The following is a 26,912-nucleotide window of genomic DNA, read 5'->3' as shown; positions in this document are numbered from 1 at the left end:
CCCACACCGGCAGGCATCCACGCCTTCCTCATCCGAAACGAGAGCGCCTTGAACCACGCTGAAAAACATCCCACGGACCAGATACCTGCCACGGCTCCGATCGCAACGCTCGAAAGTCTTCGAGAGCACCTTCAGTGGGCGATCGAACTGGAACACGCTACTTTGCCGCCGTACCTCTGCGCGCTCTATTCGCTCGATCCGATGCGAAACCCGGACGCCGCACAAGCAATAGGCAGTGTCTTCGTCGAAGAGATGATTCACCTGGCACTCGCGGCGAATCTCCTCAACGCTGTCGGTGGGCAACCTCGTCTGGACCCGTCCACACTGCTGGTGCCCCACCCCCGACCCCTCCCGCACGGTGACCGCTCACTGCAGTTGTCGCTTGTTCCGTTCGGGGAAGAGGCACTCGACATGTTCCTTCGCCTGGAACAGCCCGCACGGCCCGGTGCTCCGGCCGAGGGCGACAACTACGAGACGATCGGTCAGTTCTACGACGCGATCGAACGAGGACTGCGACACCTGTGCGCCGAGTTCGGTGAGAAAGAGGTCTTCTGCGGCGACGCGTCGCGCCAGGTGACAGCCGGCCCCTTCGCCCACACCGGCGGACAGCTGACCCCGGTTACCGACCTCACCTCGGCCCTGGCCGCACTTGAGGAAATCGTAGAACAGGGCGAAGGTACGGCACGCGGTGAAGTCTGGGACGGCGACCATGACATCTTCCACCCCGACCGCGACGAGGTCTCTCACTACTACCGTTTCCAGGAGCTCAAGCTCGGTCGACGGTATCTGCGTGGTGACACACCGCAGTCCGGTCCCACGGGCGAGACCGTCGGGCTCGACCTCGACGGTGTGTATCCGATGCGCCCCAATCCGCTGCTGACGGACCATCCGGCGGGCGACCTGATCCGGACTGCCCAGGAAGAGTTCAACCGGGCGTACGGCGAATTGCTGCATCAACTCGACCAAGCGTTCAACGGCAACCCGAAGATGCTCGCCGTCGCGACCGGCACGATGTACGCACTCAAGGCACAGGCTCAGAGGCTGATGCAAACGCCCGACGGGGACAACACCACAGCCGGCCCGACCTTCGAGTACGTCGAACCCGAAACCCAGTGATGAGCCCCGCCCGCCGCGCCTCGCTCCGGCAGTTGTGAGCGAAAGCGGTGCGCAGGCGGCAGCCCTTTCCAAATGCCGCGTCGGCCTGACCACACCGGTCGGGCCTTCGCTGTCTGGGACGGGTCCGACTGCGCTAGTCATTCCTCTACTCAAGCCATCGCAGTCACATGACTGATGCCCGTGAGTACCCGGCCGTCCTACTGTGTTCCTCAGGACGATGCCACGGTTCCTCCGCGCGGTACCCACCTCTCACACCACGCGTTGAAAACGCCAGAAGGCTTATGGCCTCTCGATATCAATTGTGCGGCGCGTCTGTCACAGAGAAGAGACCGGTCCGGTCAATTCAGGCAGTTGTGATCGGTGGAGTCCTGACTTTCAGTGACATCAGCTGATGCGGCGGCCGGGCAGCCTGTCCGGTCCGCACTGGATGAACGGAGAAAGAAGGATCATGTATGCCGAGCTGTGCGCCTCGGACCGCGCCATGGATCAGGCCGTCTCTGTTTTCGAGGACCTCCGTCCCCGTCTCTTCGGCATCGCCTATCGCGTACTCGGCAGTGCCGTCGAGGCGGAGGACGTGGTGCAGGAAGTATGGCTGCGCTGGCAGAAGACGGACCGGTCAGTCGTGGTCAGTCCCGCGGCGTTCCTGTCGAGCGCGACCACCCGGCTGGCCATCAACGTAGCCCAGTCCGCACGTGTGCGGCGTGAGACGTACATCGGTCCGTGGTTGCCGGAGCCCATTGACACGAGTGCCGACCCGGCGTTGGGCGCGCAGCGCGCGGAGGCTCTCGAACTGGCCCTGCTGCTCGTACTGGACAAGCTGAACCCCACCGAACGAGCCGCCTACGTCCTGCGAGAGGCGTTCGACTACGCCTATGCCGAGATCGCTGCGATGCTGCAACTAAGCCTCGTCAACGTGCGGAAGATCGTAAGCCGGGCCCGTGAACACCTTGCGGCCGAGGAGTCCGGGACCGTGGATACGGTGGAGCACCAACGGCTTCTGGAAGCCTTCATCGCGGCGGCCCGAAAGGGAGATCTCGCCTCGCTCGAGGCTCTCCTGACCGCGGACGTCGTCAGCCTCTCCGACGGCAACGGCCTTCGAGGAGCCGCTCGTGTTCCCGTGCGGGGCCGCGCACGGGTGGCGAACCTGTCCACAGCACACCGGCGCTTCTGGCCCGAAGCGGACGTCCGAGTTGTCCACGCCAACGGCCGGGCGGGCGCGATGATCTACAGGGATGGGCAGCCCGCGACGTTCATGACCGTCGCGGCCTCGTACGAAGGCATCCACCGAGTGATGTGGGTGTTCAACCCGAACAAGATCGCGGCTTTCCTCGGGTCGACATCGCGTACCGCGCCGGCGTCTATACGTCGCGGAGATTCTCCGGACGTGGGTGCGAAGCCGGACCGGTGTGGTTCCAGGACCGAAGCTTGTCGGGGTTGAGGATGACCCAGACCTGCGAGGCGCGGTGTTCGGCGATGTCGAGACTGATGACAGCGGCCACCTGGTGTTTGTAACGCACGACGATCCCGGTGCGGCCGTTGACCGAGTGAAGGTGCAAGGTGGTGTGTGGGCGCTTGGCCAGCACGGTCAGCAGGCTTGCGGCGACCCGCTGATTGCCGTGAACGGGCCGGCTCAACGCGCGAACCTTTCCACCGCCGTCGAAGAACGCCGTGGCATCGGCTGTCAGCAGGCAGGCCAGGAGGTGCACGTCCTGGTTGGCGCAGGCTTTCCGGACGGCATGCACGACGGTGTCGTGTTGTTGAGGCGTGGTGGGACGTGAGCGCTGGACCCGCAAGCTGTGGCGTGCGCGGTCCGCGAGTTCGGTGCACTCTCCCTCCGGCTGTCCGACGATGTCGGCGACCGCACCGGGCGTCATCCCGAAGACGTCGGCGAGTACGAACGCCGCCCGTTCGGCCGGCGAGAGAGCGTCCAGCGCTTTCAGCAGAACCCCGCTGATCTCCTCCTCCAGCGAGACGGCAGAGCGCCCCGCTGCGCCGCTGTCCTCCCGGTCCGTACGGAGCTCTCGGCGGTCCACCATGGCGAGCCGGGTGAGGCAGATGCCACCTGCGGCCTTCGCGAGCCAGGATCGCGGGATCGTGACGGCCGCTCGGGCCGGGGCGGACAGCTCATACCATCGACGGTAGGTCTCGGCGACGGCCCGCTCGGCCTCGCTGCCGCTGCCCAGCATCCAGTAGGCGACATCCAGTAGATGCTGTCGCTCGTCGAGCAGTTCCGCGATCGGGACCGCGCCACCGGCATCGTCCATGCAGTGTCCTCGTCTCCATATGCCTTCGTTGATGCAGACCGAACAGGCACAGATCTTGTGACATCCGCCTGAGGGCGAACCCATGTCACACATGCGCGGGCTCCACGGTCACATATGCGAGAGGGACGACACCAGAGGCGAACGAGACGGCAGGAGGTCAAGGAGTGAGCTGGCGTGAAGTAGCAAGCTGCAGAGACGGCGACCCTGACTTGTTCTTCCCGATCGGTCACAGTGACTGTGGTCCGACCCTGGTGCAGATCGGTGAGGCGAAGGCTGTGTGCCGCCGTTGCCCCGTCATGCAACAGTGCCTTGCCTGGGCGCTCGACGCCCATCCCGTCGAGGGCATATGGGGTGGAACCACGGAGAACGAGCGCCGGTCCATGAGACGGAGTCTGATGGACCGGTCACGGCAGGCGAGCGGACTGCCAGTGTGAAGTCCGGACCACGTCGCTACGGGGCCAGCGCGATAGTCATCGGTGTTCCTCGCCGCGCCATCCTCGCGTAGGGGCACAGGGCTTCCGCCTTCTTCAGCATGGGGGCGGCAGTCTCTCGTGGGATTCCCGGCCACTCGACCACGAGGTCTACGTGCAGTAAGTAGCCGCCATCCCGTGGATCCGGGCCCAACGCCACGGTCGCCGCCACGGCGATGCCGGCGGTGGCGAGCGCGGCCTGCCGTGCGACCAGACTCAACGCGGCATGCAGTGAGGCGGCGAGACCGGCGGCGAAGAGCTGTTCGGGATTGGTTCCCTGTCCGTCCCCGCCGAGTTCGGTGGGCATGCGCAGGTCGAGGTCCAGGTCCTCGTCCGCAGACCGTGCTTTTCCCGAGGCTCGGCCGTGTTCGGTGGCTCCGCCGGTGACGGTCACCGTCGTCGTGTAGATGGCAGAGGTGGCTGTGCCGTCGAAGTCCTGCTGCTCGGGCGGGTCGGGAAGTCGAGAATCCTCGTTCACCGCGCCGCTCCATGACCACCGCCGCAGCCGTCCCGACGACGAGCTTGCGGTCGGCTCGTGACATGCGCGGTCCCTGACGGCAGTGAGCGTGCTGACGTGGCCGGCAGCCATGGCCGTCTGTGAGCCGCCGCGCCGTTTGTGGCAGTCATGGTGCGGTCCGTCCTCCGAGTCGCGAGAAGCCTTGAGGCGATGACTGGTTGACCGGCAAGGTCATGTCCTTGTGACATCCGCCGGCCTTCTGCCGGGCCGGGCGGCTGGTGCCATCGACAGGTGGCTGAACACGGCACGACAGATCAGGCCGGAGAGCGTCCGCCCCGTGACCAGGGCGTCAGGAGAGTTCAAGCCCGCCGTCGATGGTGAGTACCTGTCCGGTGAGGTGGGTCCCCTGCGGGTCGGCGATGCGCAGAATCCAGTCCGCGACGTCCTGGGGGTCGCCGAGTCGACCGGTCGGGATGCGCTCGCGTTCGGAGGCGCGCACTTCATGGATGGTCTCTTCGGGCAGGCCGGCCGCGACCAGGACGTCGGTCTCGGTCGGGCCCGGGGCGATGGCGTTCACCCGGATGCCCTCGGGAGCGAGCTCCAGCGCCCAGCTCCGCGTCAGCTGTTCCAGGGCGCTCTTCGTGGCGGCGTAGTGCGCCCCTCCGGCCAGGGGTCGGTGACCGTAGGTGCTCGACACGTTGACGATGGACCCGGCGGAGTCGCGCAGGTACGGCAAGGCGGCGTGGGCGAGCAGGCTCGGTGCCGTCACGTTGATCTCGAACAGATCGGCGATCACGGCGCGGTCCGTCTTCGCCAGCGGCATGATGGCTGTGACGCCGGCGTTGTTCACCAGCAGATCCAGGCGTCCCCACCGCCTGGTCGCGGTCGTCACGACTGCTTCGGCTGCACCCTCGCCGCAGATGTCGAGCGGCAGGACCTCGATGGCAGGGTGCTGTCGGGCGGTCTCCGCCAAGGCTTCCTTCCGGCGCCCGACCCCGAGGACATGTGCTCCCGACTCGGCCAGGGCCACGGCTGTCGCCCGGCCGATTCCCGATCCCGCTCCGGTGACGATGGCGACACGGCCGGAGAAGTTCGTCGGCGTGGGACTGGACATCTCGCACTCCTTGTTCGATGTTCGTCGATCATAGAACAATATATCAGACCGTGAGTGGGCAAACATGTCACGTCGTCTCACACCATCTGCTGGCGTCCGGAGAGCAGGGCAGAGACGCTGTGGAACGCTCCCGCCGCCATCCCTCCGGTAGCCTGGCCCCTATGCCGGACCACTCGACATCCACGGAGCAGGAAGTCACTCTGCCGCGCTTGCTTGGAGCGCTCAGTGACCCGACCCGTCTGGGGATCGTCCGGGTGCTGTCCGACGGGGCCGAGCGCGGATGGGGTGAACTGCGCGCTCCTGTCGCCAAGTCGACGATGAGCCACCACCTGAAGGTGCTGCGCGAGGCCGGCATCACGCAGACCCGCCAAGAGGGCACCCGATGCTTCGTGACGCTGCGTCGCGAAGCCCTGGACGCCCGTTTCCCGGGTCTGCTGCCGGCCCTTCTCTCCGTGGCTGTCGCCGATCACGTGGGGCAGCACGTTTCTGTCGGCAGCGACTCAGTCAACCGAGTGGGAACGCCCCGCATTGCTTCTCCGGGGCGAGTGGAGTGAGGCGCTCGGCGCGTTCATCGCCTCATTCCGGCCCGGCGGACCCGCTCGGGACAGGCTGATCATCATGGAGGGCGGCAAGCGCGGCGGCGAGCTTGCCCCGGCTGGTGATGCCCAGGCGCGGATAGATCCGGTACAGGTGGGCCCCCACCGTCCGATGTGAGATGAACAGACGCTGGCCGATCTCCCGGTTGCTCAGCCCCTGCGCCGCCAACTCCGCTATCTGCCTTTCCTGGGCGGAGAGTTGCTCGTTCGAGTTCGTGACTCTTCGGCCGCTCGTCTCACCGGCGGCACGCAGCTGTTCGCCTGCCATCTTGGCCCACGGCTGCGCGCCGATCCGGGCGAACTCGTCGCGGGCCAGTCGCAGGGGGTTCCGTGCGTCCACGTTGCGGCGTTGCCGGCGCAGCCAGCGCCCGTGGTGCAGGTGTAGCCGCGCCCGGGCCAGCACCCAGCCGGCGGGCAACGCGTCGAGCCCGGCGGCGTAATGTTCCTCCGCTGTGTCGTCCGGGGCCAGGACCGCGGTGGTGTAGGCGTGCGCGACCACCATCATTTCCGAAGGCAGCGAGCTGACCAGGTCAGGAAGCTCGGCCATGAGTTCCTTGGCCTGGTCGACCGTGCCAGCGGCGACCGCCGCGTCGGCGAGATCCGGTGCGAGCAGCCATCGGCCGACCGAGTGGTAATGGGGGTCGGCCGGTTCGAATGCGCGGGCCAGGGCCTCGTACGACTCGGTCGTACGGCCGTCGAAAAGGGCGAGCAGAGCATCGACCTGCTGTGCCATCACCGTAACGAACGGCATGCCGGTGAAGAGCCGGTGGGCACGCAGTTCTCGGATGGCCCGTGCCGCGGCCTCGTGCTCACCGCGCACGGCTGCCACGAGACCGGCTGTCGCCTTCACGCCGAGCCACACGATCCATTCGCCGGTCTCCTCGGCCAGGGCGAGACCTTCGTCGGACTCCTCCCCGGCCCGGTCGAGCTGACCGAGGTACACCCGTGGCCAGCTGCCGGCCAAGGAGCGGGCGAGCAGTCCGAGCCGGCCCTGCGATCGCCAGGCCGCGGCGGCCAGCGTCAGGTACCGGGCGGCGCGGGTGACATCGCCCATGACCATCGCGCCGCTGCCGAGGAAATGCAGGATCCGGCCGTCATGACGGTCGGGAGTGATGCCGTCGAGCCGCTCGATCACTTCGGCCCCGTGCCTGAACGGCTCCGTGTAAGCCCGTACGGTCAGCACGTGCGGGAGGTCCGGGTCAGGAGACCACCGATCCAGTTCGGCGGCCGCCTGAGCGCGCACCTGCGCGTCGCCGTCCTGGAAGAAGCATCGCGCCGCGGCACGCCACAGCAGGTCTTCGGCGATGTCCGAGCCTCCCGCGTCGAAGGCCGCGGCCGCCGTGGTGACCATGTCCTGGATCCGCCGGTGCGGTTCCTCCGGCTCGAAGGCGGCCTTGTCGGACACCACCATGAGGCGGGCCCGCTCCAACGGGCCGAGCTCTCCCATGTCCGCGCGAGCGAGCAGCACCTGAGTGTGGACGCGGTCGTTGATCTCACTGGCCAACTCGGCTGCCCGGATCAGGATGCCCGTCCGGCGGCGCGCGTCGGGGACGAGCTCAGCAGCCTGGCGCAGGGCCGGCACGGCGGACGCCACCTTGCCCCGAGCCTGCGACGCATCGGCGAAACGCTCCAGCCTGGCGGCCAGCTCCTCGTCCGGGCCGAGCGTGGATGCGGCCAGGTGTACGAGCTGACGCTCGGGCATGTCCTCCAGGACCGACGCCAGAGCACGATGAGTGGCCAACCGATCCGGGACCGAAGCGCGCGTGTAGATGGCCGAACGAATCAGCGGATGGCGGAACTCGAGGGTGCGGCCGGTCAAGGTGACCCAGTCCGCGTCGACGGCCTCCTGCACCACGGTGAGCGAGACCGTCGATCCCCGGAGGCGGCTCGACACGTCCAGCAGCCGGTTCAGCGGCGCGGTCGGCTCGACCGCGAGCGCCAGCAGAAACGCGCGGCACTCCTCGCTGGCCGAATCCGTTCGTGTGGCGAAGGCGTCCTCCAGCCGTTGGGTCAGCGGCAGGTCGTCCAGCTGCGCCGGCATGTGCGGTACCGCCTTGGGCAGTTCGACGAGGGCCAGCGGGTTGCCTGCGGCGCGCTCCAGGACGAGTGCTCGCACGGGTGCCGACAGATCGGGGGCGCCGGCATCGAGCAACTCGGCGGCGGCCGTCCGCTCCAGTGGTTCCAGGGAGAGGTCCGGGTGCATGCCCGGGGCGTAGGCCACGGGGGAGGGGGTGCGTGCGGCGCCGATGACCAGAATGGCAAGGTCGCCGGTCCGCCGAGCGACGAACCTGAGTACGTCGCGGCTGGACGAGTCCATCCACTGCAGGTCGTCCAGCAACAGCAGGAGCGGCCGGCGGGCAGCGATATCGGCGAGCAGTTCAAGTACGGCCAGGCCGACCCGGAATATCTGAGGTTCGGACTCCGTGGCACCGAACACGTCGTTCAGCGTCCGCCGGTGCGTGGCCGGCAGGCCCTCCGCATCGCGGGCGGCCGGTTGCAGGAGCAGTTGTAGCGCGGCGAACGGCAGCCACTGCTCGGTCTCCACGCCGGAGGTGCGCAACACCCGGAACCGGCTTTCTGACGCGTCAGCGCCGACCGCGCGGAGCAGTGCTGATTTACCGACGCCGGCATCGCCGTGGATCAGCAGTGAGCTGCCCTTCCCGGTCGCAGCATCTGCCAACAACCCGCGTAGGACGCTTAGTTCCTGATCTCGGCCGATCATCGGACGTGCGCTGGTGAGTGTCCCAGCGAGGTTCCCGGTCGCCCACCGGCGCGTCTGCCCACCGGCACCACTGCCGAACGATCGGCTACGGCCGGACGACGTCTCGCCGCCGATCTGGCACGTACTGCGCTCAGCATGGAGAACTTCCTCCGTAAACGACAACTACGCACCACATGTTACTGGTCGGCCTGATCTCCCTCACACTGAACGATCCTATGCATCAGTCGAACGACTCGCGAATGACTCCTTGTCGGCAGTCACAGGTGCACCAGGTGCGGAACATCCCGGACGACGACGGAGTCGAGCCGTCGCTGTCAGTGACGGTGTCACACCCTCGCGTCCCGCCTTGTCTAACTGATGTCGGACGAGCAACAGAGGGAATCATGCGTGAGATTTTGATCGTCGGCGGCGGCTACGCGGGCTTCTACACGGCCTGGGGCCTCGGGAAGAGGATGCGGGCGGACGAGGTCCGGGTGACGGTCGTCGACCCGCGTCCCTACATGACCTATCAGCCCTTCCTCCCGGAAGTGACAGCGGGATCGGTCGAGGCCCGGCATGCCGCGGTGTCGTTGCGACGGCACTTGCGCAGGACACGGCTGATCGCGGGAAGCGTCATCAGGATCAGCCACGCGGACCGGTCGGTCACGGTACGTCCTGTGAACGGAGCCGACTACACGCTCTCGTACGACACCCTCGTGGTCACGGCCGGCGCGGTGACGCGCACCTTCCCCATACCGGGACTGGCGCAGCAGGCGATCGGTCTGAAGCACGTGGAAGAGGCGGTGGCCATCCGCGACCGGCTGATGACCGCCTTTGACCAGGCCGCGTCACTGCCGCCGGGCGCGGAGCGGCGCAGACTGCTCACGGTGACGTTCGTGGGCGGCGGGTTCTCCGGCGTCGAAGGCTTCGGCGAACTGCTGTCCCTGGCCACCGCGATGCTCAAGTCCTATCCGGAGCTGAGCATCGACGACCTGTCCTTTCACCTGGTGGAGGCCCGCGGCCGCATCCTGCCGGAAGTGGGGGACAAGGCCGGTGCCTGGGTCGTACGGTCACTGGAGCGCCGTCGCGCTCACGTCCATCTGAACACCCAGCTCGTCTCCGCGGAGAACGGTCATGTAGTGCTCTCCAGCGGAGAACGATTCGACTCGTCGTTGATCGTCTGGACCGCGGGCAACGCATCGAATCCGGTCGTGCACAACCACACCGACCTGCCCGTCGACGAACGGGGCCTGGTCGTGGTCCGTCCCGACCTCCGGGTGGGCACCGCGAGCGAGCCGGTACCGGACGCGTGGGCGGCCGGTGACGACGCGGCCGTTCCGGATCTGACGTCTCCCGTGCCCGGCGCCCATACGGTGCCGAACGCCCAGCACGCCGTCAGACAGGGCAAGCGCCTGGCGAAGAACATCGCGGCCAGTCTGCGTGGCGGCGAGGTCCGCGACTACCGCCACCACGGCCTGGGCGTCGTAGCGACCCTCGGGCTGGGGCGCGGCATCTTCCAGTACAAGAGCATCGTCATCAAGGGAGTGACGGCATGGCTGATGCACCGGGGCTATCACGTCCTGGCCGTGCCCACCTGGGAACGCAAGCTCCGGGTGCTGGCCGTCTGGCTGACAGCTGCCGTGTTCGGCCGCGACCTGGTCTCCCTCGCGTCTGTGCAGCACCCGCGCGATGCGTTCCTCGGCGATGGGCCCCTACGGGGCTCCGAGGAACACGAAGCGACCGAGCAGAGGGCCGCCTGACAGACCGACGGAGAAAGGCGCGTACATGAAGGTTGTGGTGTTCGACGACGGCGGACCCCTGGGCGGGGAGTCCCGTACTCGATCACCCGTTGCACGCAACTGTCTGAATCCGCTGAGGACATCGCGGCCGCGACCACCGAAGACTGGATCGTATGGGTGGCGCCGGCCGAGATCCGTCCGGTCTCGTGCGCGGAAGTGGCCACGTCGCTCGCTCATACAGCTGTCTTCACACCCCTGTTCGGCGTCCGCGAGATCGCTGGACCCGAACAGTTCCGGCTCGACACATTCGTGCGGGCCGTCCTGCCCGAAGACCCCGAAGGCCGCCGCGTCTTCACCGACTGGCGCAGCCCGCTCCTCGGTGCCGGACTCCGGGGCAGGGACTTGCTTCCCGGGGCCGACGCGCACATCGCGCGGGCGCGCTTCACAGACTGGCCCGGCAGCCGCCCGGCACCCGCGGCCGCACCGTGATCGATCCAGCCAGGCCGTGCTGCCACCGCCGGGCTTCCCGTTTCCCCATCCTGGAGTACCCCATGGACGCACATGAGGAGGCCACTCGCGGCCTGACCGACATCGAGAACTATCTGTACCGGGAGGCGCACCTGCGCGCGGCATATCGGCGCGTCGCTCAGTTGACCGCACGGGTGCCAGGTCTCACCCAGGAGCAGAAGCGGAACATCGAGTCCTGGTATCTCGACGATCAGAGAGATGTGGCCCATGTGGTGACCGAGCACATAGCTGACAGCATCAGCGTGATTGAAGAGCGGCACCATGCCCGCTTCGGGTCGTGGCGGCGCGGAACGCTGATCGCCATGGCCCTGATCACCACGCTGCTCATAGGCGTGTGTCTCGTTGTGACTCTGTCAACGACAAGGTGAAGGTGTTGGCTCAAGGGCAACGAGCGGCGAGAGGGCGATGAGTCAGCCTGGCCGAGCTAGGAGCGGACGGCGCGGTACAGGCCCCGGCCGGTGCGCTGGATGCGGGAGGTGCCGACGAGGCGGTCAAGGGTGCTGCGGACACCGTTGATGCTTCCGTTGTCGGTGTCCCGGCCCAGAGCCGCGGCGACATCACGCGCTCGCACGTCGACGTCACCGACACCAGCGAAGTAGTCCATGATCTGCTCGGTGATCTTGCCGTACTTTCGCTGCTTGTCGATGTCCGTGCCGGAGGCGACGGAAGGTGTCACTTTCTTGGCGCTGTGCGGCTTGAAGGGCTGCGGCAGTGTGATACCGGAAGACTCGGCGGATCCACTGTCGACCTCGGAATCCGTGGCCGTCACGGACGGCTCCTTCTCGGCGGCCGCAGCCGCAGCCGCAGCCTCGGCCGTGGGCGTCGAGGCCTCGGCCTCCGGACTGACCATCAGGATCTCGAGGGCACCGAGAGCTCTCTGGACGGAGTCGAGATGCGCCACGACCGCGGCCAGTTCCCTTTCCAGCGCCTGCTTCTGGACCCGCAAGCGAGCCAGGTCCTCGTGAAGGCTGCCCGTGGCACTCTCGATGCTCTGCGCTGTGCGGCTCCCAGAGACCATGTGATCCTCTCATCGTCATCATCCCGCCACGCCCGGCTCGATGCGGCGCCTCTCGGCCCTGGACGCGGGAACGTGTTCACCCGGCATCATATGCAGTAACGCTGTCTGCCTGCAGACATGCCGGTCGGCGCCACGTGGAGATGAACGACGTACAGCAGCCGATCCGCCTCACAGTGGTAGCCCGTGTGTTGCATCTACGAGTGTTCGGATACCCAGTTCGTCAGGGCTCACAGCGTAGAAGTCCGGACACGTGATGCCGGCCCACGGCCACTCCGTCGGAACAAGGCCGGCTCAGGGCACCGGCAATGGCTGACAGCCGCTCGTCGACGTTCGCCAGTTCCTGCCGCAGTTCGTCGACGCGGTTCTGCAACTGGACGGCTTCGGCGGCCAATGACGCGACAGTGACCGCTATGTCAATGCGGTTCTCGGTAGCTAGGGTCATGGTGTGCCCCTCTGTGAGGGAATCCGGAAAGCGGGCGCCGATGCAACTCTGTTGTGGCATCCGGCGCGAGGTGAACGCTTCGTGAAAGCAAGGTCGGGATGCCGACGCCATGCCGTCTCACTCCTGTGAAAACGACATGGCTGTCTCAAAAGGAAAACGGTCTTCCTGGTGGAGACCCGTGGAAAGGGCCCTCCCGCCGGCAGGGCCCTTTCCACGCCTACCGCTGCTGCGCGCTCCAGTCGCCGTAGTGGGTCTCGGCGATGTGCGCATCCGGGCCGGGAAGCAGGTCGGATTCCTGGAGTTCGGCACCCCAGTACAGGCCGTGCGGGTCGGTTACGACCGTCCGGGGGTCGTTCTTGACGGCAAGGCCCTGCCGGATGAAGTCCTCCAGCTCGAACGTGTCCGGGCCGGCGACCTCCACGATGCCGTTGACAGGTTCGCCGACGGCCGTGCGGCCCACTGCAGCGGCGACATCGCCGGAGTAGATGGGCTGGATCTTGATGGGGGCGACATGCACCGTGTCGTCCGTAGTCGCCGAGTCCGCCAGGCTCTTCGCGAACTCGAAGAACTGCGTGGCGTGGACGATCGAGTACGGGATCCCGGAGTCACTGATCATGTCTTCCTGAGCCTGCTTGGCACGGAAGTAGCCGCTCTCCTGGAGACGTTCGGTGCCTACGACGGAGAGGGCCACGTGGTGAGCCACGCCCGTGTCCGCCTCCGCCTTGAGGAGGTTGGTCGTGGAGGTACGGAAGAACTCCATGACAGCGTCGTCGTCGAAGGAAGGGGAGTTCGAGACGTCGACCACGACCGAGGCCCCCTGCAGAACGTCGGCCAGCCCCTCACCCGTCAGTGTGTTCACTCCTGTGTTGGGCGCGGCAGGAACTGCCTCGTGGCCGTGGTCATTGAGTTTGGCGACCACCTTGGAACCGATGAGCCCGGTTCCGCCGATCACTACAACCTTCATAAGAAGTCCTTTCGAATTCCCTTGTGGTGCGGTGAGCACCCTGCGGTGAGCTGCTCACCCGCGCCCTTCGCATGTGCCCGTACCAGTAGAGACAGAGCAGCCGTTCTCGTTGTGACATCGGGCAGGTGAGAAGGAGTCGTACGGCGGTGAGTCATTCGACGAGTTTGCCCTCGGTGGAGACCTCTTCCATCAGGGATGAGATCTCCCGTGGGATCGCCGGAATGGGCTCGCGGGTGATGCCAGATGCAGCGGACCACACCAGACTGACCTGGAGAGCCGGATCCATGTCCGGATAGTCACTCCTGTTGTGGCACCCACGGGTCTCACGACGCTCGATTGCCGCCTCGAGGGTGGCACGGGCGGCCAAGGCGGCGGATTTGAGATCGAAGGCGTGCGCGAGATCCTGGAAGCCGGCGATGTCCGGATGGACGCCGATGTCCTCCATCCTCTTCTCGATCACCTGGAGTTCTTCCAGACCGGCCCGCAGTCCCGACTCCTCGCGTACCACGCCCGCGTGTTCCGTCATGGTGTTGCGGATGGCGCGCTGCAGGGCGCGGACGTTCTCCGGCCCGTCGGCGGTGAGGAGGGCGTCGACTTCCTCACGGGCCTGCGCTGTCGCCGACGCCGAGCGCACCTGAGCGGTGAGTCCCTGGGAATACGCGGCGGCCGCCTGGCCGGTGATGCGACCGAAGACGAGGAGTTCGATCAGGCTGTTGCCCCCGAGACGGTTGGCGCCGTGCAGTCCGCTGGACGCCTCGCCGATGGCGTACAGCCCCCGGACGTCGGTGCTGTGGTCCTCCGGCCGTACCCACACCCCGCCCATCGAGTAGTGAGCCGTGGGCGCGATCTCGATCGGTTCGCGTGTGATGTCAAGCATTTGCAGGTCCAACAGCGTCTGGTACACGCGGGGGAGCCGGTTCATGATCGTCTGCCGTGGCAGATGAGAGACATCCAGCCAGACGCCGCCGTTCGCGGTTCCCCGGCCTTCCTTGATCTCCGTGTAGGAAGCCAGCGCCACGCGGTCGCGGGTGGAGAGCTCCATGCGCACCGGGTCGTAGCGCTTCATGAACCGCTCGCCGAGCGCATTGCGCAGAACGCCGCCCTCCCCGCGCGCGGCCTCGCTGACCAGGGTGCCGGCCGCGTTCTCCGGCTCGATGATCCCGGACGGGTGGAACTGGACGAGTTCGGGGTCGCGCAGGCGGGCGCCCGCTTCCGCGGCCAGGCGGAAGGAGTCGCCGGTGTTCTCGTCACGCCGTGAGGACGTGCGCCTCCAGATACGGGTATGGCCGCCGGCGGCAAGGATGACCGCGTCGGCGTGGATGAGGTAGCGCGTGCCGTTGTTGAGGTCGAAGCCGTAAGCCCCGAACACGGCACCGTCGTGGACCAGGAGGCGGGTGATGTAGACGCTGTCCAGCACAGGGATGTCGAGCTGGGTCGCTCGCCTGATGAGCGTGCGCTGGATCTCCAGGCCGGTGTAGTCACCGGCGAAGGCGGTGCGTCGGAACTTGTGCGCACCGAAGAACCGCTGTGAGATGCGGCCGTCGTCCTCCCTGGCAAAGGCCATGCCGTAGCGTTCCAGGTCGTCGATGCCCAAGGCAGCGCCCTGGGTGACGATCTGGACGGTGCGGGGGTCGGCGAGCAGGTAGCTCTCCTTGAGCGTGTCGGCCGCATGTTGCTGCCAGCTGTCCTCGGGATCCATGGTGGCCAGGGCCGCGTTGATCCCACCGGCTGCGAGGGCGGTGTGGGTGTCCTCCTTGGGGCGCTTGCCGACCGCGAGGACGTCCACCCCGGCTTCAGCCAGTTCGATCGATGCCCGCAGACCGGCTCCGCCGGTGCCGATGACCAGCACCATGGTGGATAGACGCTTTTCCGAGATAGCCACGACTGCTCCGATCGCTGGGTGTGTCATCCACTACGACCAGGCCGCACCGGAATCTGTGACACGGGCGTCGGACTCCCTCTGAGGCGGGTGGCACGATGCGCCGGGGCAAGCAGTCAGGTGTGCGGCGTCCACTCGGAGGCGGCGACCGTATATCCCGGGAGATCAGCGGCCCCGGGGCTTCCTTGCGGCGCTGCTGGTCATGGTCGTCACGCGGGCGTCGCCGACCCTTAGCAACGGCATCAGGCCCGCGGTGAACGCCATATGACCGAGGTGGTTGGTGCCGAACTGCACCTCGAATCCGTCCTCCGTCACGTGCCGTGTGGCCGGTGCCATCACTCCGGCATTGTTGACGAGGAGATTGATCGGTCTCCCTTCTTGCTTCAAGGAGTCGGTGAGGCGTTCGACGGAGGCGAGTGAGGTCAGGTCAAGGACGCGAGTCGAGACGTTGCTGCGAGGGGCGGCTGCGTGGATCCGCTCGAGCGCGCGGGCACCCTTGGCTTCGTTGCGAACGGGCAGCACCACGTCGGAGCCGGCACGGGCGAGCCGTAGAGCGAGTCCCAGGCCGATGCCGTCGCTCGCTCCGGTCACCACGGCGAGCTTTCCCCGCAAGTCGGGAACGGTCACTTCTTTCATCCTGAGAAGCGCTGGAAGCAGTGGCAGTAAGCCCACCGACGGGCCCGCGCACACACGTGTCAGCCATGTGGAACGGCACAGGGCGCCAGCGGCTCTGAAGCGCCGGCGGTGCGGTCGCCTGTACGCCGGCGGCCCACCGCCCGGCCCGTCATGTCACATCTTTGTCGACTGACCGGTCATACCAGTGGAAGCAGTCAAGACCTGACCGGATCAGTGCGGCCACACACGCGTCCATGTCGGCCGTGGCGCCGAAATCATGCGACCCGGACGCGGTCACACGGGCCGGGCGGCCCCGGCTGCCCAAGGCCCGCATCACCCGCGTAGCTCTCGTGCCGGAGATCAGGAGCAAAGGTCCGCGGCCGACGAGGTCGCGAGGTCGATCACCTCACAACGTGCCGCGCTCAGTGTGATGCAGAAATGAGTGATGAAGATGGGCAAGGAGATCCGGCCGGCTGGGCCGCAGCACGAGCGTAGGGGGGAGAATCTCGCCGATTGGGCAAACGGCCGCCTGGGTCACCGCCGTCTGGTCCACTCGATCAAACGCACTGTGTTCCCCGACCACTGGTCCTTCATGCTCGGACAGATCGCCCTCTACAGCTTTGTCATCCTCGTCATCACGGGCGTCTACCTCAGCCTGTATTTTCATCCTTCCTCCGCCATCGTGACCTATGACGGCTCCTACACGCCCCTGAAGGGCCAACTGGTGTCGGAGGCCTTCGACTCCACCCTGCACATGTCCTTCGACGTCCGCGGCGGCCTGCTCGTCCGCCAGGCCCACCACTGGGCAGCCCTGGTCTTCGTCGCCGCCATACTTGTGCACATGCTGCGCGTCTTCTTCACCGGCGCGTTCCGCAAGCCCCGCGAAGTCACCTGGGTGCTCGGCTTCTCTCTGCTGATCCTGGCCATGTTCGCCGGTCTGACCGGCTACGACCTGCCCGACGACCTTCTGTCGGGCACCGGTCTGCAAGTGGTGAACGGAACGATCCTGTCGATCCCGATCGTCGGTACCTACCTGTCGGTGTTCCTCTTCGGCGGCGAGTTCCCCGGGCACGACCTGGTCGCCCGCTTCAACACGCTCCATGTCCTGGTCATCCCCGGTCTCATGGCGGTCCTCATCGTCGCGCACGCGGCCCTGGCCGTCCGCCATCGGCACAGCCAGTACCCAGGGCCCGGCCGCACCGACACCAACGTCGTCGGCCTGCCCTTTCAGGTATACGCCGTCAAAGCGGGCGGATACTTCTTCCTGGTGTCCGGGGTGGTCTTCTTCCTGGCGGCCGTCGCTCAGATCAACCCGATCTGGAACTACGGGCCATTCCGTGCCGACCAGGTCTCCGCGGGATCCCAGCCCGACTGGTACATGGGCGTCGCCGACGGCTTCCTGCGCGTCATGCCCGGCTGGGAGGTGAACCTTTGGGGTCACCCCCTTGCCCTGGACAACCTCGTGCCCCTACTGGTCGGCATGTCGCTCTTCCTCGCCATGGGCGCGTACCCCTTCCTGGAGGCCTGGGTCACCGACGACGACCGCGAACATCACGTACTGGACCGGCCGCGCAACCGCCCGGTGCGCACCGCGCTCGGCGTGGCATGGCTCAGCGTCTACCTGGTGGCCCTCTTCGGCGCTGCCAACGACCTGATCGCCACGCACCTGTACGTCTCGGTGAACGCCGTCACCTGGACCGTACGCATCAGCCTGTTCGTCGTCCCCGTTGTCGCCTACCACGTCACCAAACGCTGGGCCCTGGGGCTGCAGCGCCGCGATCGCGACAAAGTCCTGCACGGTCGCGAGACGGGCGTGATCAAGCGCCTGCCGAACGGCGGGTTCACCGAGATCCACGAACCGCTCAGCCAGCAGGAGTTGCACGCCCTCACCGCGCACGAGCAGTACCGGCCTCTGGAAGCCGTGGCCGGGCAGCCGGCCATCGCCGGCACACCGAGCCGTACCCAGAGGCTGCGGGCCAAGCTCAGCCGCGGGTTCTACGGTCCGGGTGCGCAGATCACCAAGCCCACGGTCCGGGAGTACAAGGACATCACCAGTCGTCACCCGTCCTAAGGCGCCAGCCAGCCCGCGCAGCAGCGTTTCTTGAACAGCCGTCACCTCAAGACCGGGCTCCTACCGCCCGTGCCGAGTCAGCTTTCCGGCGCGCGTCAGACAACTCGGCCCGAGCCCTGCGCCGATGCCGCAGCTTCTGATCAGTCCGGGCCCAGAGAGCACAACTGCCCGGCCACGCACCCCGGCTCGCCCTGCGCGATCCCCGCGCCGAGCGTGCGAGCCGCGCGACATCCCAGTCAGCAACCCACCACTCGAAGGGCAAAGTCATGAACAACCGCACTCTTTACCGTCGTTCCCGTACCCCTCTCACCGTCCTGGCCGCCGCCGGAATCGCCGCAGGTCTTCTTGCGACCACGGTCGCCCCGGCGAACGCGGACAAGGGGCAGCCGCAGCGGCACAAGCCGACCGTCGTCCTCTGGCCGGTAGCGGACACATCGTCGGCGGCAGCCCGGAGACACCTCGAGCAGCGGCTCGTCCTCCGCGACCTCCTCGCCGAGCCTCTTCTGCGGGCCGGTGACGGTGCTTGCGCCGGAGGCAGCAAGGGTGCCCAGCCGGTGGGTCGGGCAGGACTACTACTCGTCCTGGGGCACCGGCCAGCCGTGGACCACCAGGTCGTACGTGCCGTCCGCCGCCCGTAGCTGGCCGCGGGCGGCCGACAGCCCGGCGGCGAGTTCGACGTGCTCCATCGAGACGGGCTCCGTACAGCCACGACAGGACTCGGCCTGTTGTGGTGACACTGTAGGAGAGCGGGCACGGCGGACCTTGGCCAACGCCTCGATGTCACAGATCCATCAGGTGTGCGGTCATGTTCAGTAAACGGTCCTCGGACCGACTACGCACACCACGTGTTGAGCGGTCGGCGTGCCGTCACAGCGTGGTGAACCCATGGAAGGTGCGACACAGTGTCGGAGAACTCACAGCACGGTCACGGACACGGGCACGACGGGCATGGTCACGGCGCCGGTGGCGAGGACGGGCCGAGCTGGACCAGAGCGGCGAAACTGCTTCAGGACGCCGCGCCGATCACCATCCCCGAAGGGGCTTCGGCGATGACCATCCACGTGGAGTGGGAGCCCGGCGACCCCGGAACTCCGCCGCACCGCCACTCCGGACCGGCGTTCGGCTATGTCGTCAAGGGCGCGGTCCGCTTCGAACTGGAGGGTGAGCCCGAGCGCATCGTCGAGGCCGGCGGCACGTTCTGGGAGCCGGGCGGCGACGCGATCCACTATCAGGACGGCAACGCCCTCACCGATGCCAAGACCGAGTTCGTGGTCACGATGATGTGTGCGCCGGGCAAGCCCATGCTCGAACTCGTCGACGAGGAGGAGCTCAAGCAGCGCGCCCACCTGCGCGCTCCCCGGCCCACGGCCTGACCCATGACGTGCCGGCTTTGCACGAAGCCGGCCGCCCGGGAGGAGGGCGTGATCCAGCGTGAGTGCCGGTGATGTCGTGTACTGCATGCTGAGCGCGCTGTTCTCGGCCGCTGCGATCCACGGGCTGCGCCGGGGCGTGCTGTCCCGCGACACGGGGTGGCGCGGACGCGGCGACAACCTGCTGCACGCCGCCATGGCTTCGGCCATGGCGGCGATGCCGTGGGGCTGGGTTACATGGCTGCACCAGCCTGGAGCGGTGGCGTTCTTCGCGCCTGCCGCCTTGTGGTTCCCGCTCACCGCCGACCGACGGCAGCAGGAGTCCCGGTTGGCCGCCACTTCGAGAAGACTGCCTTACGCGGCCGGCATGGCGGCGATGGCATGGACGGCCCGCGCCTCGCACCCAGCGGCCGGCCCGTCCCATGAGAATGTGGCCAGTCTGCCGATGGCCGCTCACCACGCCACCCTCGCCGGCCACGCCGTGCACCCGTCCAACCTGGCCCAGGCCGCCACCGCCGTACTGGCGCTGTACCTCCTGGCATGCGCGCTGCGGTCACTGATCCGCGTCATGCCTGCCCTGAGTAGGGCCCCGAACACCGCTGAGAGAGCGGGACCCTACGAGCATTTCTGGGACGGATCGACGACATTGGGCACGGCCATCATGCTGCTGATGCCCCACTGACCGCCGGCTCCCGTAGTTGGTGTGTGCGATGCCGCGTTCGCGCGGGTGGCGCAGAAGCCCCGGCAGCTGTGGGCCTCGATCCTTGAAGGCGGACCCTAGTCGACGAAGTAGGAGTCGTGTTTGTCGAAGAACGCCGTACGCTCCTCCTCGGTGGCATGTGCCAGCTGCGACACCTGCTCGAAGTACTCCTCGCGTGGCGCCCCGGGTGTGAACAGAAGCAACATGTCGGCTGGAGCGTCGGAGTCGTTGCGGAAGGCGTGCAGCCCGCCCTGCGGCACATGAAGGAAATCTCCCTTCTGCGCGTCGATCCACCGCTCACCGTCGAACAGGCGCACCGTGCCCTCGAGGATGTAGAAGGACTCCGAGATCGTCTTGTGGAAATGGGTCTTGGGGCCGCCCGCCTTCGGCTTCATCTCCACCCGGTACAGCCCGAACTCACCCCGCGTGGTCGAGGTGTTCGCCAGATAGTGGATGGCGTCCCCACCGCTGTCGCCCCGACCGAGGTCGGCGGGCGTGGTGGCCGGACGGAAGGATGCGCTGACCTCACCGCGCTCGCCCCAGTACTTCTGCTCCGGATACGACATGTTCACCATTCCTTGTTCTCGCTGAATCGACCGATCGCCGAGGCGCGGACCGACGAAGACAACACGCTGTTCAACCAACTGACCGGGACCTCCGCCGGACTGTGACAGCGGCTCGGGCAGTACGTTCAGAGCGCTGCTGCCGTTGCCGCTTCCGAGGAGCGGCCCACGACGGACAGACGGCGAAGCATGTGGTGGCTCTCGGTACCGGGCGTCGCGGTGAAGACCAAGCAAACGTAGCGACTGGTCGGGTACGACGAGAGTCTGGCACTGCAGTTCCATGGTCCCGGCCTGCGGATGCCGAAAGCGCTTCGGTGCACAGTCAGCCCAGCACCGGGTGTCCGCGCCACAGATCGGCGAACTCGGCACTGTCCTGCTGGAGTGCCCCCACGAGTTCGGCGGTGCGGGAGCCGCTGCCGTCGCGGGTGTAGGCGCCGTGGAGATCTGCCGCCGGCAGACGGCTGTGTTCGGCGTGGTCGCGCTCAGGACGGGTCAGACGGGAGGCGGGGTCGGTGAATCACCGGTAGTGGGCACTGCGCGCCAGCCCCGTGTGCGCCGTCTCGTCGCCGAGCAGCGCCAGCCGGCCGCGTCTGCTTCAGAGTCCCGCCCAGATGGTTGACCACCTGGGCCGGTGTGTCCTGCAAACGGTCCTCCTCGGGCTGGAGCGACTCACGCCGGGCCCGGAGAAAGGCAGCCGCCAGTCCGGCTCGGTCCGCCATGTGCTGTCTCCTGTTCGTGAGGAACCCGCTTCCAGTGAGGGCAACAGCGACGCGACGCGATGTTCTTCCCGGTGGAACAGCGAAGACACAACATAGTGAACAGTGTTGTCTATGACGAGGTCGTCGCGTTCACAATGTGTACCATCGGCAGGATTCGAGTCGCCTGCCCGACGACGCGCGGCAGCCTCCGTGCGTCGCGAAGGCGGACAAGGACGGCGCGCACGGAACGAGTGAAACCGAGGTGGCACCATGGCAGACGAAAGTGTTCTGCACCCGAGCCTGATCGTGCCGGTCGGGCACGTCGAGCCCGTACCGCGCCGTGTCCGAGGAGTGATCGGAGGCGTCGTCGTCTTCGACACCCGACGTGCTCTCTACGTGTGGGAGTGGCGCGCCTACCCGCAGTTCAGTATCCCGGTGGCCGACCTGACCACCGGTGTGCTGGTCGACGACCAGCACACCGAGCATCACGGTGCAGGCACCGCGCACCGCCACACTCTGCAGGTCGGTTCTGAGGTCCGCGAGGGCGCGGCGTGGGTGTGGGGCGCGGACTCCCCGGAGCCTCTGCACGACACCGTCCGCTTCGAATGGGACGCACTGGACTCCTGGTTCGAGGAGGACGAACCGGTCTTCGTACACCCCAGGAGCCCGTACTCCCGCGTGGACGCGCTGCGTTCCTCGAGCAGTGTCCGCGTGGAGGTGGACGGGGAGGTCCTGGCCGATGCGCCTTACTGCGTCAAACTGTTCGAGACGGGCCTGCCGACGCGCTACTACCTTGACCGCATGCACGTCGACTGGGCTCGGCTGCGGCGCACGGACACCGTGACGCGATGCCCGTACAAGGGAACGACCAGCGGCTACTGGTCCTTCGACAGCGGCACCGCCTCCCACGAGGACATCCTCTGGGCATACGACTTCCCGACCATCCATGCGAACCGCATCGCGGGCCTGGCCGCCTTCTACAACGAGCACGTCGATCTCTACGTCGACGGCGTCCTGCTGCCGAAGCCCACCTCCTTCATCGGTCACGCTTCCCAGCACAACGGCTGAGCCTCGGCGGCAGCTTCGGCAACCGGCCACCGGCCACATCTCCGTTCTTCTCGTGACGTGTCACACCTGAGCGGCCAGTCCGGTCTTGGGCCGCCCGTCCCACCTGTCGCACCCGACCGGTCGCATCCCCGAACTCAGTCGTGGGCGGGGGCACGGACGGCGCTCAGCACCAGGTACGGGGCGAGCCCGCATCCGACGGCCCGCTCGGACTCCGGTACGGCCGGGGTGTCCATGTCCGGTGCGGCGAAACCGGCGCCGGTGAGCAGAGCGGTGTAGGCGGACAGTGGACGGAAGTGGCAGACCGTCGTGACCCAGCCGCCGTCGAGCCGGCGCAACTCGGTGGGTACCGGCACCCCTTCGGCGTAGGACGCGCCGGGCTGGCCGTAGCGCAGTGTGGCGAACCGTTCTCCGACCGCGCCGGGGTTGAGGTCGGCGAGGATGTACGGGGCGCCCGGCCGGAGGACGCGGTGGATCTCGGCGGTGAGCTCTGCCAGGCGGGCGTCGTCGGGGTCGGTGCAGTAGACCAGGCAGCAGACGGCCGCGTCCATGCTGCCGTCCGGGATCCAGGCCAGGGAACGGCCGTCGAAGAGGCGGTAGTCGACGCGTGGGTCGGGACGGTCGGCGCGGGCGATGTCCAGCATGTGTGCCGAGGGATCGACGCCCTGCACCGACCAGCCGGCGGACCGGGCGAGCTCAAGGGCCAGTGCGCCGGTGCCGCAGCCGATGTCGAGGACGGTTGCGCCGGGGCCCGGGGAAGTGCCGACGCGGTCCAGCACCGCCGGGAAGATCAGCTGCCGGGCCAGCCTCATGTCACGGTCGCGGTAGGCGGCCGCGGCCGCGGGGGTGTCCCAGGCGAGCCCCTGCGGCGGGTCGGAAGCGGTCATGGCCCGAGTCTTGTGGGTGGTGCCCGGCCCCCACCAGTCCCTCGATCGGGCGATTGCGGAAGCCGGGGCCGTCGCTCCGGCCGGAGGCCGGGGTCACCGCGCGGCGGCGGCCTCCTGGGCGATCCGGTCGAACCGGGCGCCCATCGCCTCGGACAGCGCCTGGGCGGCGGAGAGCGGGCGCACCATCACCGTGAGGTCGTCGATCCTCCCGTTCTCGTCGAGGTGCAGGAAGTCGCAGCCCTGGAGTTTCTTGCCGGCGACCGTCGCCGTGAAGACGAGGGCGTGGTCCCGGCCGTCGGGGTTCGCGATCTCCCGTACATAGGTGAAGTCCTCGAAGACCTGGGACACCGCGCGCAGGATCGCCGCGGTGATCGCCTTGCCCGCGTACGGCTTGAAGGCGACCGGGCTGGTGAAGACGACGTCGTCGGCCAGCAGGGCGGCCACGGCCTCCGTGTCGCCGCTCTCGACGGCCTTGCCGAAGGGATGCATGGGACCACCTCACATGGTCGAGGAGTTGAGTAGGTGCACGCTAGCGCGCACCCGTGGCCCCGCGGAACGCGGCGATGGCCGCCGGGTCGAGCAGGCATACGGACGGGGCGCCCGACTCGTCGGGCGCCCCGTGACCGGCCTCGGATCAGCAGGTCGCCACTCCCGGCAGCCACGCCGGGCCCTTGATGTAGATGTTGGTCATCCACGCGCCGTTGGTCAGCTTGGACCAGGCGTCGTTGGTGTAGCCCTCGGCCGTGACCGTCTGGGCGTGGGCCTGGCAGACCACGTTGACCGTCGTGGGCTGCGGGAAGCAGTCGACGACACCGGCGTTCACATTGGGCTCGCTGTGCGTGCGCACGCCCGTGCCCCAGGTCTGGAACGCCGTGCTGCCCCCGCTCGGCGGCGGTGCGTTGTCGCCGCCGCAGTCCGGGATGCCGGGCAGCGAGGCCGGGCCCTTGATGTAGATGTTGGTCATCCAGGAGCCGTTGGCCAGCTTGGACCAGATGTCGTTGGTGTATCCCTCGGCCGTCACCGTCTCCGCGTGCTGCTGGCACTGGACGGAGACCTGGGTCGGCCCGGCGAAGGTGTCCACGACGGAGGAGCGCACGCTCGGCGTGGAGTGCGTGCGCACCCCGGGGCCCCAGGTCTCGAACCTCGTACCGCCGTTGGCCGGCGGTGGTACCGGCGTGCCCGACGGGTTGATGCGGATCGCGCCCGCGTAGTCGCCGCCGGTGCGCACCGGGGCGACGCGGATGTGGGTGCCCGACTCGTAGGCCTCGGCGGCTTCGGCCAGAGCGTCAACAACAACATCTCCTCGCACCGTTGGGTCGACTACTGCAGCCAGGGCTGACCCTTCGCACCAGGCCCGCCCCGGCACCCGGTCGACGGGTGCCGGGGCGGGCCTGCGTGTCCCACACCTCACGTACCGACGACTTTCACATGGACGCCACCGGACCCTTCCCTGAAGTTTGGTGCTCTTGGAACACTCGCACCGCACGCATTCCGTCACGTTCCGGCCATCCGCACCCAGGATGAGAGGCACCCACCCATGCCCGAAGTCAATCGGCGCAGATTCCTGCAACTCGCGGGGGCCACCACCGCCTTCACCGCCCTGTCCAACAGCATCCAGCGCGCCGCCGCGCTGCCCGCGAACCATCGCACGGGATCCATCGAGGACGTCGAGCACATCGTCGTCCTGATGCAGGAGAACCGTTCCTTCGACCACTACTTCGGCTCGCTCAGGGGCGTCCGCGGCTTCGGCGACCCCCGTCCGGTGACCCAGAACGGCAAGTCGGTGTGGCGTCAGTCCGACGGCACGAAGGACATCCTGCCCTTCCACCCGGACCACGACGACCTGGGCCTCGCCTTCATCCAGGACCTCCCGCACGGCTGGAACGACGGCCACGCCGCCTTCAACAGCGGCAAGTACGACAAGTGGGTGCCCTCCAAGGGCTCCACGACGATGGCGTACCTGAACCGGAACGACATCCCGTTCCACTACGCGCTCGCCGACGCCTTCACCGTCTGCGACGCCTACCACTGCTCGTTCATCGGCTCGACCGACCCGAACCGCTACTACCTGTGGACCGGTTACACGGGCAACGACGGTAAGGGCGGCGGCCCGGTCCTCGGCAACGACGAGGCCGGCTACGCCTGGACGACCTACCCCGAGCGCCTGGAGAAGGCGGGCGTCTCCTGGAAGATCTACCAGGACGTCGGCGACGGCCTCGACGCGAACGGCAGCTGGGGCTGGATCCAGGACGCCTACCGCGGCAACTACGGCGACAACTCGCTGCTCTACTTCAAGCAGTACCAGAACGCCCAGCCCGGCGACCCGCTGTACGACAAGGCCCGCACCGGCACCGACGCCCGCAAGGGCGAGGGCTTCTTCGACCAGCTCAAGGCCGACGTCAAGGCCGGCAAGCTGCCGCAGATCTCCTGGGTCGTCGCCCCCGAGGCCTTCACCGAGCACCCCAACTGGCCCGCCAACTACGGCGCCTGGTACATCTCCCAGGTTCTGGACGCGCTCACAGCCGACCCCGCGGTGTGGGCGAAGACGGCGCTGTTCATCACGTACGACGAGAACGACGGCTTCTTCGACCACCTGATCCCGCCGTTCCCGCCGGCCTCCGCCGCGCAGGGCAAGTCCACCGTCGACCCGAGCCCGGACCTCCTCAAGGGCGACGCCAGTCACACCGACGGCCCCTACGGCCTCGGCCAGCGGGTGCCGATGCTAGTCGTCTCCCCGTGGAGCAAGGGCGGTTACGTCTGCTCCGAGACGCTCGACCACACCTCGGTCATCCGGTTCATGGAGAACCGCTTCGGCGTCCACGAGCCGAACATCTCGCCCTGGCGGCGGGCCGTCAGCGGCGACCTGACCGCCGCGTTCGACTTCTCCAGCAAGGACACCAAGCCGGTCGCGCTGCCGTCGACCGACGGCTACCAGCCGCCGGACAACAACCGCCATCCCGACTACGTGCCCACCCCGCCCGCCAACCCGGCCCTGCCCAGGCAGGAGCGCGGCTCGCGGCCCACCCGGCCGCTCAAGTACGCCCCGCAGGTGGACGGTTCGCTGGACGCGGCGGCCGGCAAAGTCACGCTGACCTTCGCCTCGGGCGCGCATGCCGGCGCCGCCTTCCTGGTCACCTCCAACAACCGCGCCGACGGTCCCTGGAGCTACACCACCGAGGCCGGCAAGTCCGTCTCCGACACCTGGAACTCGGTGTACTCGGGCGGCTCGTACGATCTGACCGTGCACGGCCCGAACGGCTTCCTGCGCACCTTCCAGGGCCCCGGCAAGGTGGCCGGACCCGAGGTCACCGCCCGGCCCGCCGGCGACGACATCGAGCTGACCCTCACCAACAAGGGCTCCGGCACCGTCAAGCTGACGGTGGCCAACGGCTACGGCGGCAGGCCCCGCACCGTCACCGTGCGCGCCCGGGCGACCGTGAAGCACACCGTCGGCCTCGCGGCCGGCCACCGCTGGTACGACGTGACCGTCACCTCCGACGCCGACAGGACGTTTGTGCGGCGGTTCGCCGGACATGTCGAGAACGGCCTTCCGGGCGTCAGCGACCCGGCGATCAGCACGGTGTGACAGGGCGATGAGGGCGCATCGTGCGGGCTAGTGCCGCACGGTGCGCCCCACGCGTGCCGGTACCGGGAC

Annotated in this window: 24 protein-coding genes and 2 pseudogenes; 12 read left to right on the top strand and 14 right to left on the bottom strand. The window is 67.6% G+C overall.

All coding sequences use genetic code 11. From position 1 onward, the window contains the following. Window positions 1–48: 48 nt before the first annotated feature. Both ABZ396_RS29770 and ABZ396_RS29765 read left to right on the top strand, forming a co-directional pair. A complete protein-coding gene (locus tag ABZ396_RS29770; protein WP_358917646.1) occupies window positions 49–1,116 on the top strand; it encodes a ferritin-like protein in 1,068 nt (355 codons plus the stop codon). A 448-nt stretch (window positions 1,117–1,564) separates the two neighbouring features. Further along, window positions 1,565–2,554 (top strand): RNA polymerase sigma-70 factor, encoded by a 990-nt coding sequence (locus ABZ396_RS29765; protein WP_358917644.1) that lies wholly within the window; start codon window positions 1,565–1,567, stop codon window positions 2,552–2,554. Here ABZ396_RS29765 and ABZ396_RS29760 read toward each other — a convergent pair. Further along, window positions 2,475–3,473, bottom strand: coding sequence for an RNA polymerase subunit sigma (locus tag ABZ396_RS29760; RefSeq protein WP_358917642.1), 999 nt, complete (start codon window positions 3,471–3,473; stop codon window positions 2,475–2,477). The two genes, ABZ396_RS29765 and ABZ396_RS29760, sit on opposite strands and share 80 nt — an antisense overlap. A gap of 71 nt (window positions 3,474–3,544) precedes the next feature. Between ABZ396_RS29760 and ABZ396_RS29755 the strand changes: the two genes are divergently transcribed. Then, a complete protein-coding gene (locus ABZ396_RS29755; RefSeq protein WP_358917640.1) occupies window positions 3,545–3,814 on the top strand; it encodes a WhiB family transcriptional regulator in 270 nt (89 codons plus the stop codon). Window positions 3,815–3,830: 16 nt separating this feature from the next. On the opposite strand, the gene ABZ396_RS29750 is transcribed toward ABZ396_RS29755, so the two are convergent. Next, a complete protein-coding gene (locus tag ABZ396_RS29750) occupies window positions 3,831–4,328 on the bottom strand; it encodes an Ohr family peroxiredoxin (RefSeq protein WP_358917639.1) in 498 nt (165 codons plus the stop codon). Window positions 4,329–4,656: 328 nt separating this feature from the next. Then, a complete protein-coding gene (locus ABZ396_RS29745; protein WP_358917637.1) occupies window positions 4,657–5,421 on the bottom strand; it encodes an SDR family oxidoreductase in 765 nt (254 codons plus the stop codon). A gap of 161 nt (window positions 5,422–5,582) precedes the next feature. On the opposite strand from ABZ396_RS29745, the gene ABZ396_RS29740 reads away from it, so the two are divergent. Then, entirely contained in the window at window positions 5,583–5,975 is a 393-nt protein-coding gene (locus ABZ396_RS29740; RefSeq protein WP_358917635.1) for a metalloregulator ArsR/SmtB family transcription factor, read from the top strand. A gap of 22 nt (window positions 5,976–5,997) precedes the next feature. Here ABZ396_RS29740 and ABZ396_RS29735 read toward each other — a convergent pair whose 3' ends face one another. Next, the gene (locus ABZ396_RS29735) at window positions 5,998–8,739 is read right to left on the bottom strand and encodes an AAA family ATPase (RefSeq protein ID WP_358917633.1); all 2,742 of its coding nucleotides are present in this window, start codon (window positions 8,737–8,739) and stop codon (window positions 5,998–6,000) included. A 383-nt stretch (window positions 8,740–9,122) separates the two neighbouring features. On the opposite strand from ABZ396_RS29735, the gene ABZ396_RS29730 reads away from it, so the two are divergent. From ABZ396_RS29730 to ABZ396_RS29720, 3 genes are all read left to right on the top strand, one after another. Further along, window positions 9,123–10,478, top strand: a complete 1,356-nt coding sequence (locus ABZ396_RS29730; protein WP_358917631.1) for an FAD-dependent oxidoreductase — start codon at window positions 9,123–9,125, stop codon at window positions 10,476–10,478. A 195-nt stretch (window positions 10,479–10,673) separates the two neighbouring features. Next, a complete protein-coding gene (locus tag ABZ396_RS29725; protein WP_359186355.1) occupies window positions 10,674–10,946 on the top strand; it encodes a hypothetical protein in 273 nt (90 codons plus the stop codon). 62 nt (window positions 10,947–11,008) lie between these two features. Continuing rightward, window positions 11,009–11,353 carry a hypothetical protein gene (locus ABZ396_RS29720; RefSeq protein WP_358917628.1) on the top strand — a complete coding sequence of 115 codons (345 nt, stop codon included), beginning with the start codon at window positions 11,009–11,011 and terminating at the stop codon, window positions 11,351–11,353. Between the two features lie 56 nt (window positions 11,354–11,409). On the opposite strand, the gene ABZ396_RS29715 is transcribed toward ABZ396_RS29720, so the two are convergent. The 5 genes and pseudogenes from ABZ396_RS29715 to ABZ396_RS29695 all read right to left on the bottom strand — a co-directional run. Then, a complete protein-coding gene (locus ABZ396_RS29715; protein ID WP_358917627.1) occupies window positions 11,410–12,003 on the bottom strand; it encodes a hypothetical protein in 594 nt (197 codons plus the stop codon). A 220-nt stretch (window positions 12,004–12,223) separates the two neighbouring features. Continuing rightward, window positions 12,224–12,556, bottom strand: a complete 333-nt coding sequence (locus ABZ396_RS29710; protein WP_358917625.1) for a hypothetical protein — start codon at window positions 12,554–12,556, stop codon at window positions 12,224–12,226. 106 nt (window positions 12,557–12,662) lie between these two features. Beyond that, complete coding sequence (locus ABZ396_RS29705) at window positions 12,663–13,409, bottom strand: SDR family oxidoreductase (RefSeq protein ID WP_358917623.1); 747 nt, start codon at window positions 13,407–13,409, stop codon at window positions 12,663–12,665. A 151-nt stretch (window positions 13,410–13,560) separates the two neighbouring features. Beyond that, window positions 13,561–15,261: an FAD-binding protein gene (locus ABZ396_RS29700; RefSeq protein ID WP_358917686.1), complete on the bottom strand. Its 1,701-nt coding sequence runs from the start codon at window positions 15,259–15,261 to the stop codon at window positions 13,561–13,563. A 207-nt stretch (window positions 15,262–15,468) separates the two neighbouring features. Then, window positions 15,469–15,924, bottom strand: a pseudogene (locus ABZ396_RS29695) (SDR family NAD(P)-dependent oxidoreductase); the annotation flags it as partial. A 430-nt stretch (window positions 15,925–16,354) separates the two neighbouring features. Between ABZ396_RS29695 and ABZ396_RS29690 the strand changes: the two are divergent. The 3 genes from ABZ396_RS29690 (at window position 16,355) to ABZ396_RS29680 (ending at window position 20,026) form a co-directional block, all read left to right on the top strand. Then, window positions 16,355–17,974, top strand: coding sequence for a ubiquinol-cytochrome c reductase cytochrome b subunit (locus ABZ396_RS29690; protein ID WP_358917684.1), 1,620 nt, complete (start codon window positions 16,355–16,357; stop codon window positions 17,972–17,974). A gap of 902 nt (window positions 17,975–18,876) precedes the next feature. Then, window positions 18,877–19,347 (top strand): cupin domain-containing protein, encoded by a 471-nt coding sequence (locus tag ABZ396_RS29685; RefSeq protein WP_358917621.1) that lies wholly within the window; start codon window positions 18,877–18,879, stop codon window positions 19,345–19,347. Window positions 19,348–19,405: 58 nt separating this feature from the next. Further along, window positions 19,406–20,026, top strand: a complete 621-nt coding sequence (locus tag ABZ396_RS29680; protein ID WP_358917619.1) for a DUF5134 domain-containing protein — start codon at window positions 19,406–19,408, stop codon at window positions 20,024–20,026. 95 nt (window positions 20,027–20,121) lie between these two features. Here ABZ396_RS29680 and ABZ396_RS29675 read toward each other — a convergent pair whose 3' ends face one another. Both ABZ396_RS29675 and ABZ396_RS29670 read right to left on the bottom strand, forming a co-directional pair. Beyond that, window positions 20,122–20,616: a cupin domain-containing protein gene (locus ABZ396_RS29675; RefSeq protein WP_358917682.1), complete on the bottom strand. Its 495-nt coding sequence runs from the start codon at window positions 20,614–20,616 to the stop codon at window positions 20,122–20,124. A gap of 313 nt (window positions 20,617–20,929) precedes the next feature. Next, window positions 20,930–21,064, bottom strand: a complete 135-nt coding sequence (locus tag ABZ396_RS29670) for a hypothetical protein (protein WP_358917680.1) — start codon at window positions 21,062–21,064, stop codon at window positions 20,930–20,932. A gap of 511 nt (window positions 21,065–21,575) precedes the next feature. Between ABZ396_RS29670 and ABZ396_RS29665 the strand changes: the two genes are divergently transcribed. Beyond that, the gene (locus ABZ396_RS29665) at window positions 21,576–22,373 is read left to right on the top strand and encodes a DUF427 domain-containing protein (RefSeq protein WP_358917617.1); all 798 of its coding nucleotides are present in this window, start codon (window positions 21,576–21,578) and stop codon (window positions 22,371–22,373) included. A 134-nt stretch (window positions 22,374–22,507) separates the two neighbouring features. Here ABZ396_RS29665 and ABZ396_RS29660 read toward each other — a convergent pair whose 3' ends face one another. The 3 genes and pseudogenes from ABZ396_RS29660 to ABZ396_RS29650 all read right to left on the bottom strand — a co-directional run. Then, window positions 22,508–23,257, bottom strand: a complete 750-nt coding sequence (locus ABZ396_RS29660; RefSeq protein WP_358917615.1) for a methyltransferase domain-containing protein — start codon at window positions 23,255–23,257, stop codon at window positions 22,508–22,510. 93 nt (window positions 23,258–23,350) lie between these two features. Beyond that, window positions 23,351–23,746, bottom strand: a complete 396-nt coding sequence (locus ABZ396_RS29655; RefSeq protein ID WP_358917613.1) for a nuclear transport factor 2 family protein — start codon at window positions 23,744–23,746, stop codon at window positions 23,351–23,353. 145 nt (window positions 23,747–23,891) lie between these two features. Continuing rightward, window positions 23,892–24,524: pseudogene (locus tag ABZ396_RS29650) on the bottom strand (peptidoglycan endopeptidase); the annotation flags it as partial. Between the two features lie 270 nt (window positions 24,525–24,794). Between ABZ396_RS29650 and ABZ396_RS29645 the strand changes: the two are divergent. Then, a complete protein-coding gene (locus ABZ396_RS29645; protein ID WP_358917611.1) occupies window positions 24,795–26,843 on the top strand; it encodes a phosphocholine-specific phospholipase C in 2,049 nt (682 codons plus the stop codon). The last annotated feature ends 69 nt before the right edge of the window (window positions 26,844–26,912 follow it).

Origin of the sequence: Streptomyces sp. NPDC005866 (genome assembly GCF_040629895.1) — a bacterium.
GTDB lineage: Bacteria > Actinomycetota > Actinomycetes > Streptomycetales > Streptomycetaceae > Streptomyces.
This window is presented reverse-complemented; position numbering and strand designations above follow the sequence as displayed.

What these genes read in the sequence shown, in the direction of transcription:
- ABZ396_RS29660 (WP_358917615.1), bottom strand. Translation starts at nt 23,257, where the DNA reads ATGACCGCTTCCGACCCGCCGCAGGGGCTCGCCTGGGACACCCCCGCG.
- ABZ396_RS29720 (WP_358917628.1), top strand. Translation starts at nt 11,009, where the DNA reads ATGGACGCACATGAGGAGGCCACTCGCGGCCTGACCGACATCGAGAAC.
- ABZ396_RS29705 (WP_358917623.1), bottom strand. Translation starts at nt 13,409, where the DNA reads ATGAAGGTTGTAGTGATCGGCGGAACCGGGCTCATCGGTTCCAAGGTG.
- ABZ396_RS29760 (WP_358917642.1), bottom strand. Translation starts at nt 3,473, where the DNA reads ATGTGTGACATGGGTTCGCCCTCAGGCGGATGTCACAAGATCTGTGCC.
- ABZ396_RS29740 (WP_358917635.1), top strand. Translation starts at nt 5,583, where the DNA reads ATGCCGGACCACTCGACATCCACGGAGCAGGAAGTCACTCTGCCGCGC.
- ABZ396_RS29735 (WP_358917633.1), bottom strand. Translation starts at nt 8,739, where the DNA reads ATGATCGGCCGAGATCAGGAACTAAGCGTCCTACGCGGGTTGTTGGCA.
- ABZ396_RS29710 (WP_358917625.1), bottom strand. Translation starts at nt 12,556, where the DNA reads ATGGCGTCGGCATCCCGACCTTGCTTTCACGAAGCGTTCACCTCGCGC.
- ABZ396_RS29700 (WP_358917686.1), bottom strand. Translation starts at nt 15,261, where the DNA reads ATGGTGCTGGTCATCGGCACCGGCGGAGCCGGTCTGCGGGCATCGATC.
- ABZ396_RS29655 (WP_358917613.1), bottom strand. Translation starts at nt 23,746, where the DNA reads ATGCATCCCTTCGGCAAGGCCGTCGAGAGCGGCGACACGGAGGCCGTG.
- ABZ396_RS29765 (WP_358917644.1), top strand. Translation starts at nt 1,565, where the DNA reads ATGTATGCCGAGCTGTGCGCCTCGGACCGCGCCATGGATCAGGCCGTC.
- ABZ396_RS29745 (WP_358917637.1), bottom strand. Translation starts at nt 5,421, where the DNA reads ATGTCCAGTCCCACGCCGACGAACTTCTCCGGCCGTGTCGCCATCGTC.
- ABZ396_RS29715 (WP_358917627.1), bottom strand. Translation starts at nt 12,003, where the DNA reads ATGGTCTCTGGGAGCCGCACAGCGCAGAGCATCGAGAGTGCCACGGGC.
- ABZ396_RS29665 (WP_358917617.1), top strand. Translation starts at nt 21,576, where the DNA reads ATGGCAGACGAAAGTGTTCTGCACCCGAGCCTGATCGTGCCGGTCGGG.
- ABZ396_RS29730 (WP_358917631.1), top strand. Translation starts at nt 9,123, where the DNA reads ATGCGTGAGATTTTGATCGTCGGCGGCGGCTACGCGGGCTTCTACACG.
- ABZ396_RS29645 (WP_358917611.1), top strand. Translation starts at nt 24,795, where the DNA reads ATGCCCGAAGTCAATCGGCGCAGATTCCTGCAACTCGCGGGGGCCACC.
- ABZ396_RS29690 (WP_358917684.1), top strand. Translation starts at nt 16,355, where the DNA reads ATGGGCAAGGAGATCCGGCCGGCTGGGCCGCAGCACGAGCGTAGGGGG.